This window comes from Candidatus Neomarinimicrobiota bacterium (genome assembly GCA_041862535.1).
In the GTDB taxonomy this organism is placed as follows: Bacteria; Fidelibacterota; Marinisomatia; order SCGC-AAA003-L08; family TS1B11.
The window spans coordinates 1-6717 of sequence record JBGVTM010000263.1 but is presented as its reverse complement, the minus strand read 5'-3'; the positions used below and the strand labels follow the sequence as shown (position 1 = coordinate 6717).

Genomic DNA, 6717 nt, shown 5'->3' with positions numbered 1-6717 from the left:
CCGAGGTAAAGGTCGCATGCCTTCTCAAACCGGCCCTGCTTATCGGCTGGCACTATGGCAGCGATGATGTGGATGGCGGCGTACTTGGAATAGCTGTTATTGCTCTTAAGCAGCCCGACGAAATACTCCCAATAAGGCAACAGCCGGTCCGGGTGCTTTTCACTAAGGAGCATCAGGGCCTTGAAGCTGTTTTCGCGGATGGTGATCTTTTTCCGATCAGGGGAGATGCCGTTGATCAGCGCTTCGAAGACCTTGTCGTCTGCAAGCGCCCGTTTAGCAATGCTGGCAGGATTGAGATTCTTCGCGCTCAGATCGAGCCTATCCGGCATGGCGTATATCACCCGTGCGGTAGCGGCGTACGGTCAAAAATACCGGACGGGCCAGACACACCTGATGTCCTGGCGCATCAGCTGCCGTGCCTTTGCGCGACAAGCCGCCTGCGCGGATTAGGCGCAGCCTGGCTCTGACTATGTTTTTCCGGGTGTTACCTGCTAGAAGCGCCGCCCTCCACCTCGTCTTCCTCCTCCTCCTTTACGCTCTTCACGCGGGCGAGCCTCATTAACATTCAGCACTCGTCCCTTCAACTCCTTCTCATTCAGGCCTTCGATCGCGGACTCGGCTTCAGCCTTGGCGGGCATCTCCACGAATCCGAATCCCCTTGATTCCCCGGTGAACCTGTCTTTTATGACTGTGACCGATTCAACCTTCCCGAAGGCTTCAAAAGCCTCCCGCAACTCTTCTTCGGTCACCTCGTGGGACAAGTTCCCTACGTAGATATTCATTCTGGACTCCTTTTTATCTTGAACATTTTGCTGGGCGCGGCCTAACTAACATTATACAGCATTTTTTCAGTATATTAATCCGTCAGCCGATGGATCCAGGTTGGACCTGCCGCGAGTCCTCTAGTGCCCGGGATTCTGCCTTGTCCTCAGTGGAGCCCCTAGAAGGGGATATCCTCGTCTTCGGGCGGTTGTTCCTCGCTCACCGCCTGGATATCCTCCACTTCGCCCTCCGCAGTCTTCAAGCCTCCCAACGGCGTAATGATGTTGGCCCGCACTTCGGTGGTCCGCCGCTCAACTTTGTTACGGTCCTCCCAAGTGCGCGTTTGCAGCCGACCCTCAACACAGACCAGCTGTCCTTTTTTGATATAATTGGCGGCGAACTCGGCCTGCTTGCCCCAGAGTACCACCCGGTGCCACTCGGTTACTGCCTGGTCATTCCCTTCGGCGTCGCGCCAGACTTCATTGGTTGCCATTCGCAGGTTGATCACCGCAGTACCTGCGGGTGTGTAACGTGGCTCCGGGTCAGCCCCTACATGACCCACCAGAATGACCTTGTTTACGCTTCCTCTCTGCATGAATCCCCCTTTGTTCGGGCCTATGCGGCCATACATATATGGTTGATTGACTCCCATAAAAAGTTAGGTTGTAACGTACGGATTTTAGTTTCAAGAAACAATGTCAACTTTCTAGGTCGTCGGTTCCTTGCGCTACTTTCTTGAGGCTGGTCAGCCGGGGCAAGAACTGGCCGGTCTCTTGGGCATACTGTATGTACGCAGCCCCGAACCTGCGGATGAGCTCTTGCTCTTCGTGCTGAACCAGCCAGATCCAGCAGAGGTGCAGCGGCACTACCCCTGGAAGAACTAGCCAGGAATGGAAGGCAAAGGCCACCACCGCCGTACCGCTCCACAGTACCGTGCCGTACATGGGATGGCGCACCAGGGCATAGGGCCCGGTATCGGCCAGCTTATTTCCCCGATTGGCCTTGGCTAGGGTGAAAGCACTCCAGAGCAAAGTGCCCAGACCGTCTGCCAGGAAGAGCAGGCTCAGGCCCCATCGCCATCCTGGTGAAAGGCGCATGACGGGTAGCGGCAGGCTGCGTTGCAGATATAGGAGCAGTGCCCAGATGGCGATGGTCACTGCAACGGCGATGGGTTCGACGCCCACAATTCGGCACTGGCTGCGGTTCACTGGAATCTAGGGTTGAGGAGCTGCTTCGCGGAAGTAGCGCAGAACGTCCTGACTGTGTGTGGTCACGTCCACATCCTTGATGATCTTAACGATGTGCCCTTCCGCATCAATGAGAAACGAACGCCGGATGGCCATCGGATAGATCCCCTTGGTGCCATAGGCTGCGGCTACCTCCTTCTTGGAATCACTGAGCAGGGTGAAGGGCAGGTTGTACTTCTCGCGGAACTGCTGGTGTGACTCGGCGGAATCGTAGCTGATCCCGAGGATCACGATGTCAGCCGCCTGGTATTCCTCATAGTCGTCCCGCAGGCTGCAGGCTTCCTTGGTGCATCCGGGCGTATCATCCTTGGGATAAAAGTAGACCAGCACCTTCTGCCCACGGTAATCCGAGAGGGTGTGGTTAACGCTATCCTGGTCTGGCAGCGTGAAATCCGGCGCCAGGTCGCCTTCTTTTAAAGCGCTAGACCAGGCCAGCAACACTCCGATAAGCACCAGTGCGGTAATCGCAAGCAGCCCCACGTTTCTATTACGGCTCATAGCTTTATTAAGTATACACTCAATCTGGATTGGTATTCAAGTGAATTCATCGTGATATATAGTCGGGCTGGCAGCAAGGCAGTGTTTTCTAGGTGAGAACCGCCTCGATTTCCTTGATCTGACCCGGCTCCAGGGTCTTATTGGCGGCCGTCAGATTCTCGTCCAGCTGTTCAGCCTGTCTGGCGCCTACGATCACCGCTGATACCTCTTCCCGACGCAGGCACCAGCGTAGCGCCATCTGGGCCAGGGTCATATCGAAATTCTCGGCTAAAGGCCGTAGCTTCTCTACGATAGCCAGGTTCTTCTCGCTGAGGAACGGTATATCCTGCTCCCAGCGTGCCTGGCGGCTGTCTTCAGGAATTTTGCCCGGCTGGTACTTGCCGGTGAGAACTCCCTGCGCCAGGGGCGAATACACAATGTTGCCTACCCCCAGCTCCCTGCAGGCTGGGAAAAGCTCTTCCTCGGCTTCCCGATCCAGCAGGTTGTAGCGCGGCTGGCTGGAGATGAACCTGGTCCCGCCCCGGGCTTCGGCGACGGCATTCGCCTCCGTTAACTGCGCGCCGGTGAACTTGGAGCAGCCCAGGTACAGCACCTTGCCCTGGTGCACCAGCAGGTCCAGGGCGACCATGGTCTCTTCGATAGGTGTGGCGGGATCCGGACCGTGGACCTGGTAAAGGTCGATATAATCGACGTTAAGCCGCCTTAAGGACGCCTCGCAGGACTCCACGATATGTTTCTTGGACAGTCCTTCCCCCAGGGGACCCGGCCACATGCGCCAGCGGCACTTCGTGGCCACGATCACCTGTTCCCGGGGCAGCTCCTTTATGCCCTTGCCCAGGACGACCTCTGCTCCACCGTCGGCGTATACGTCCGCCATGTCAAAGAGATTGACTCCGGCAGCAAAAGCCTGGTGGATCAGACCAATGGAGGTCTTCTCATCCACCCAGCCGCCGATGTTGAGCCACCCCCCCAACGCGATTTCGGATACCTGCAGGCCGCTAGGGCCTAAATGGCGATACTGCATCTCTTATACCAGGTGAGTTATGAATGCCTACTGAGATAATGGCGTTGCTGGTCTAACCTGCCCAGCCAATTTACGGGCACAACCGGCGGGCGGCAACCGCCTGGCGTAGTGATCGGTTACTTTCTGTTGAGCGATATTGAAGACCAAAGTAAATTTTTACGTATTCCTGACACGAAGAGGGAGGAGATATCATGTTACTGCAACCCGGCACCCCCGCCCCCGATTTCACCCTGCCGGATGCCTATGAGCAGCCGGTATCGCTTTGGGACTTCCGCGGCAGTAAGGTCGTCTTGTGGTTCTTCCCCAGAGCCGGCACCTCGGGCTGAACCATCGAGGGCCAGGGATTCCGGGACGAATTCCATGAGTTTGAAAACCGCGGCATCAAGATCGTTGGCGTCAGTGCCGACCAGCCAGCCAAACAACGCAAGTTCGTAGAGAAAAACGGCTTCCGCTTCCCCCTGCTCTGCGACGAGAGCCACGACATGCTGCAGGCCTACGGCGTGTGGGGACCCAGGAAGCTGGCTGGCCGGGCATATGAGGGCATCACCCGTACTACCTACCTGATCAACGCGGACGGTACCATCCACAAGGTCTACCCCAAAGTCAAGCCCCCTGGGCACGCCCGGCAGATTCTTGCAGTCTGGAAAGACTAAGTCGCCCTGAGCGTAGCCTGCCATGAGTCTGCCAACCGGCGGATCGGATGGGCAGCGAAGAATATCTATTCAAAGAGCCATGCATATGCTCCTTGTCCGCCAGCTGGCGGATGAGGCCCCTGCCTTTAAGACGGAGGGCTTAACACTTTAAATTTCCCGTTAATCCCTGTTTGATTCTCTCCCCAATTACTACTCTTTCGGATACCCCACCGTTTGTGCGAGGATAATCCTCTGGTCCGCTCGCAGTCTCATCACCTTTGCCAGGGCCGGCTTGTCAACCATCCCTCGTACAACTGTCGCCAATCCTTCGGAAGCACAGTACAGGTAGACATTCTGGCCGATGAAGCCTGTGTTGGCAGCGGAATAGAAGACCTTTTCGTCGGCTGCGGACTCACCCATCTTTGCAAAATCCGCCACATAAATGAGGTTCACCGGCGCTTCCTGCACGAATGGCTGACGCCCGGTTGCAGCCCGGATATCTTCTGCCAGAACCGGCTTCAAAGTGTGCGCCGTCGCATCATAAAGGTAAAGGCCATCGGCGCTGGCAACGTAAATATCGATTTCCTGCCGATTCATCGCCGATGGCGCGGTACGCTTCCCCGACTCCGGGCGATTAACCCCGAACGCCGCCCAAAGCAGATTTGATAGCTCCTGCAGGGGCAACTTCTCGGTACTGAATTCGCGTGTAGACCTTCTGTCATTCAACACCTGCATCAGTGGTCTGCCGCGGTCAATTTCCGGCTTCAGTAGCTGGATCGACTTCAGCTCCTGCGCCGAAGCTAAAGCGGGGCAAATGAGCAGAACGGCAACTAACAAGCGAGCGGCTGGAAACGATTTTAGGTTCATAATGCTCCTCCTTCGAGTTGGATAATTATTCACTTGATCACTGGCTTCTTGGAATATCAACTAGTGCTGTTTTTTAAGACACCTAACCGGTGACGGATCAACCTCCAGGTTCGTCCGATTTTAGGTGTTGCCAGCACCATCTACAAGGTCTACTCCGGAAGTCAAGCCCGCCGGCCACGCCAAGGAGATCCTGGAAAACCGGGGTGACGCACTTCCTTCACTCTACCCCTATACCTGCTTGCGTGGGGTGTCCAAACGGAATAACTTGCATCCAGGAGGTCTTGGCTATGCATAACGAATTTACGGCTGTAATGGAAAAAGACGGCGACTGGTATATCGCCTATTGCCCCGAGGTCCCCGGCGCCAATGGCCAGGGCCGCACCCGGGAGGAATGCCTTCAGAGCCTGAAGGAAGCCATCGCGCTGATTCTTGAGGACCGCCGTGAACCCAAGCCTTGCTTGTCATCCTGAATCCGCCGTCTGGTGGATGAAGGATATCTCTTCCTGATAGCAGGCTGAGATTCCTCAACAACCAAGGTCAAGCCCCCCGGCCATGCCCACCGGGTCTTGGAGGACTGGGATTAGCCTAACCCGTCATTCCGCCTTGCATTGCTAACAGATACACGGCAAACGACGCCAGCCAGTGTTCCCCTACGTATTGCCCGCTGGTAACGTAGTCCAGTGAGGCTGCGGCGTGTCGGGCTGCGGCCTGCAATAGCATTTCTCTCAGCGGGCTGTCCGCCGGAAGGCTGGAAGCAATGCCCATCATGCACCACGCCCGGCTGATGTTTAGACCATCGAGGTGGACGATCTTGGGATCGCTTCGGTCCGCTACGATGGCCGGCTCAAGTATATTTTTAAGTTCCCCCCTGATCAGTCCCGGCATGAACAGGCGGAACCATTCCCGGAAGTCCGTCGGCTTCAGCACCCTCCGCATCAGATCGGCCTCCACCAGACAGGGCGAGAAAAAGTCTTCGCCGCTTGGTTCCCAGTCCGCCGCGCAGCTCTGGTCCCCCTGGTAATATGCCAGGCTCCGTTCCAGCAGCAGCTCTTCGAATTCGCTGTCGTTTACTTTGCGCGCATAATCCAGCGCGAATGCGATTCCAAAAGCGGTATTGGGGTGAACGCCGGTACGAATAGGATATGTCTGTCGCGGCAGAAAGTCCGAGTAGCGCTCCACGATGGCTCGAGCAAGCGCTTCCAGATTACGCGACCATACCCTGCCGTCGGCATCATCCCAGCCCTGCAGCTCCTCCGCCAGCTTCAGCAGCCAGGCCCAGCCGTAGGTCCTTTCGAATGACTTGCGGCCTTCCTGATGCAGGTACTCGACTTCTATCCTGAGATTTTCCTCCGTCAGATTGGCATTTAAAGCCTGCTGTATCGCCGCCGCCTCCGGTAGGTCTGGATATAATTTCAGCAGGCGCACCAGCATCCAGTGCCCGTGCACGGCCGAATGCCAGTCAAAGCACCCGTAAAACGCGGGATGAAGCACGGCCGGAGGCTGCACTTCACCCGGGTCGTTCATCACGTGGTCCAGCTTGTTGGGATACTCTCTCTGAATGCAGTTCAGGGCCAGCTGGGCGAATCCCGTGGCCGCATTTTGATCCAGTTGCAGCCCTGCCAGCGAGTCCTCACGGGACATTTGTCTCCCGGTAGCCTCCCTGGAATCCCCCTTGCATCCGATGAGC

General features: G+C 56.7%; 10 protein-coding genes. 2 read left to right on the top strand and 8 right to left on the bottom strand.

The annotated features are described in order from the left end of the window. The 6 genes from ACETWG_09775 to ACETWG_09750 form a co-directional block, all read right to left on the bottom strand. Positions 1-329, bottom strand: a 329-nt coding sequence (locus ACETWG_09775) for a hypothetical protein (protein MFB0516871.1), incomplete at its 3' end; no start/stop codon positions are given. Between the two features lie 162 nt (positions 330-491). Beyond that, positions 492-782: an RNA recognition motif domain-containing protein gene (locus ACETWG_09770; GenBank protein MFB0516870.1), complete on the bottom strand. Its 291-nt coding sequence runs from the start codon at positions 780-782 to the stop codon at positions 492-494. A gap of 158 nt (positions 783-940) precedes the next feature. Then, entirely contained in the window at positions 941-1357 is a 417-nt protein-coding gene (locus tag ACETWG_09765; GenBank protein MFB0516869.1) for a single-stranded DNA-binding protein, read from the bottom strand. Between the two features lie 103 nt (positions 1358-1460). Continuing rightward, the gene (locus ACETWG_09760; protein ID MFB0516868.1) at positions 1461-1946 is read right to left on the bottom strand and encodes an isoprenylcysteine carboxylmethyltransferase family protein; all 486 of its coding nucleotides are present in this window, start codon (positions 1944-1946) and stop codon (positions 1461-1463) included. A gap of 30 nt (positions 1947-1976) precedes the next feature. Further along, positions 1977-2507 carry a thioredoxin-dependent thiol peroxidase gene (gene bcp, locus ACETWG_09755; GenBank protein MFB0516867.1) on the bottom strand — a complete coding sequence of 177 codons (531 nt, stop codon included), beginning with the start codon at positions 2505-2507 and terminating at the stop codon, positions 1977-1979. Positions 2508-2595: 88 nt separating this feature from the next. Then, entirely contained in the window at positions 2596-3531 is a 936-nt protein-coding gene (locus ACETWG_09750) for an aldo/keto reductase (GenBank protein ID MFB0516866.1), read from the bottom strand. A gap of 191 nt (positions 3532-3722) precedes the next feature. Between ACETWG_09750 and bcp (ACETWG_09745) the strand changes: the two genes are divergently transcribed. Further along, a complete protein-coding gene (bcp, locus tag ACETWG_09745; GenBank protein MFB0516865.1) occupies positions 3723-4184 on the top strand; it encodes a thioredoxin-dependent thiol peroxidase in 462 nt (153 codons plus the stop codon). 189 nt (positions 4185-4373) lie between these two features. Here the strand turns inward: bcp (ACETWG_09745) and ACETWG_09740 are convergent, their stop codons facing one another. Then, positions 4374-5030 (bottom strand): SagB/ThcOx family dehydrogenase, encoded by a 657-nt coding sequence (locus ACETWG_09740; GenBank protein ID MFB0516864.1) that lies wholly within the window; start codon positions 5028-5030, stop codon positions 4374-4376. 287 nt (positions 5031-5317) lie between these two features. Between ACETWG_09740 and ACETWG_09735 the strand changes: the two genes are divergently transcribed. Next, positions 5318-5500 carry a type II toxin-antitoxin system HicB family antitoxin gene (locus ACETWG_09735; GenBank protein ID MFB0516863.1) on the top strand — a complete coding sequence of 61 codons (183 nt, stop codon included), beginning with the start codon at positions 5318-5320 and terminating at the stop codon, positions 5498-5500. Positions 5501-5615: 115 nt separating this feature from the next. Here the strand turns inward: ACETWG_09735 and ACETWG_09730 are convergent. Continuing rightward, on the bottom strand, positions 5616-6717 hold a 1102-nt coding region (locus ACETWG_09730), incomplete at its 5' end, for a DUF2891 domain-containing protein (GenBank protein ID MFB0516862.1).